Raw genomic sequence first — 2,023 nt, forward strand, 5'->3', positions numbered from 1 at the left:
AGCAGCGCCGCAACCAGAACCGTTCGCATGCATGCCTCCATCGCTTGATGCGCCTGGAGCAACACCCCCCGCGGACGGCGGGTTCCTTGTCGTCAGGACGGGAAGAAGCGCGGTTCCAGCCGGATGTCTACGGGTTCCACCGGCGTCCAGCCGCGCGCCGCGATCACGGCGTTGGACTCCTTCGCCGCCCGGCCGGCGCCCAGCGACCACGTGACGTGGTAGGTGGAGCCGTCCGGCCGCCGCGTGGTGCCGGCGATCTCCACCACCAGCGCCTGCACGCCCGCCCCATCGTCGGCGATGCCGACGACGCGCCCGGCCGTCTCCTTCGGCAGCGGACGCCCGCGCCCGACGCCGAAGGCCAGCGTCACGTGGTGTGCGCGCACGGTGGGGTAGGCCGGCGCGAACCGCGCCAGCAGGCGGTTCCGGTCCGCATCCGGCAGCTTCCAGCCGACGTAGGGCATGCCGCTACAACGGCCGCCCGCGGTCCAGGATCTCGCCGAGGATGCGGTTGGCCTCCACCGGGCCGGAGATCAGTTCGATCATGCGGATGGCGGCATAGCCCGCGCGCGGGTCGGCGGCGGTCGCCTGCTGGCTACCGCCCAGCACCTGCTGCGCCGCACCGGTCAGCGCCGACACCGTCTTGTCCGTCACCTGCCGCAGTTCGGTGCGCAGGCCCAGGCTGTCGGCGATGGTCGCGCACTTGCGCAGGGCGCGGGCGTGGTTCTCCGCCTGCTTCACCCCGTCCTTGCCGACGGCGGTCTCCACGGTGCCCAGGATGTCCGTCTCGGCGCCGGCCAGAAGCTGCGTGCGCACCATCTCGTGCACGGCGCCGCGCACCTGCTTCAGGCGCTGGTCGAACTCGCTGCGGCGGCTGACCTCCATGGCGTTGCGCGTGGCGTCCAGGCTGGCCACCAGCCCGGCGGCGAGGTCGGCGACCGCGAGCCGGTCGGCGGCACCCGGCTTGCCCTCACCCATCGCCCGTGCCCGTTCCTCGATGTGCGAGACGACGCTGCCCGACAGCTCGGCGAACAGGGCGGCGCGGTCGGCCGGCTTCTGGCCGAAGTCCATGTGCCACAAGGCGCCCAGCAGCAGCGACGGATCGGCCAGCCGCGCCGCCGCCACCAGCACGAAGACCTTCAGCGCGTGCCCGTCCGCCTTGGCGAGCCGGCGGCCGATCGCCTGCACCTCGTCCAGGTGGTCCTGGTGCAGCTTGGCCAGCGGCTTCGGCGCCAGCGCGCGCTTCAGGTCGGCCAGCGCCGGGGCGATCGCCAGCGCGGTGGCGATGTCCTGCACGGCGCGCATGCGCTCCGGGCTGATGCGCAGGTCCATGGCCTCGGTCAGGCGGCCGGTCTCCAGGAGCAGCGCCACGGTCCGCACCGCCTCCGCCGCGGCGGCCCAGAAGGCCTCCGCCAGCTCGGCCGGCGCGGCGGCGTTGCCGGCGTCGGTCGCCTCGCGCTGCTGCGCGGCGAAGGCGGCCAGCGCCTCGCTCCCCAGCTGCCCCTCGACCAGCGGCCAGAGGTGGTTGATCACCGCGCGCTCGATGGTGTTGACCGGCGTCTTCTCGCCGGGCAGCACCGGGTCGAACAGATCCTCGAACGGTTCGCAGAACAGCCGCTTCAGCGTCGGCCGGCGCTTCGGCCGCAGCTCGGCCAGCCGCGGGCGGATCATCGAGAAGGTGCGCAGCACGTCGGGATGGTCGCCCATGTGCTCCAGGAGGCCGACAACCTGCCGGAACTTCCCCTCGTCGATCTCCAGCAGCTTGTCGCCCAGCCCCAGGAGGCTTTCGTTCGGCGCCGTGCTCATGCCGCCCTCCCTTTCAGGGCCTCGATCCGCATGACGAGGTCGGCGTCGAGCTGCCCCGTGCGCCAGTCGACGTAGGCGCGCACCGCCCTGCGGTTCAGGGTGAAGACCTTGCCGGCCTCCAGCGAGAGGTCGACCTTGTCCTCGTTGCGCGGCAGGAGCGGGATGATGCGGAAGATCTCGTGCACGGCGATGTCCAGCTCGTGCCGGCTCTTGCCCTGGG

Annotated in this window: 2 protein-coding genes and 1 pseudogene; all 3 read right to left on the reverse strand. The window is 72.7% G+C overall.

From position 1 onward, the window contains the following. Positions 1-92 precede the first annotated feature (92 nt). Positions 93-461 (reverse strand): hypothetical protein, encoded by a 369-nt coding sequence (locus VED21_RS25495; RefSeq protein WP_324887338.1) that lies wholly within the window; start codon positions 459-461, stop codon positions 93-95. 4 nt (positions 462-465) lie between these two features. After that, positions 466-1,803 carry a hypothetical protein gene (locus VED21_RS25500; protein WP_324887340.1) on the reverse strand — a complete coding sequence of 446 codons (1,338 nt, stop codon included), beginning with the start codon at positions 1,801-1,803 and terminating at the stop codon, positions 466-468. Then, positions 1,800-2,023 (reverse strand): annotated as a pseudogene (locus tag VED21_RS25505) (hypothetical protein); the annotation flags it as partial. The pseudogene VED21_RS25505 and the gene VED21_RS25500, both read right to left, overlap by 4 nt.

It is taken from the genome of Azospirillum sp. (assembly GCF_035627195.1).
Lineage (GTDB): Bacteria > Pseudomonadota > Alphaproteobacteria > Azospirillales > Azospirillaceae > Azospirillum.

Coding starts and splice junctions, on each gene's coding strand:
- VED21_RS25500 (WP_324887340.1), bottom strand. CDS start 1,803: ATGAGCACGGCGCCGAACGAAAGCCTCCTGGGGCTGGGCGACAAGCTG.
- VED21_RS25495 (WP_324887338.1), bottom strand. CDS start 461: ATGCCCTACGTCGGCTGGAAGCTGCCGGATGCGGACCGGAACCGCCTG.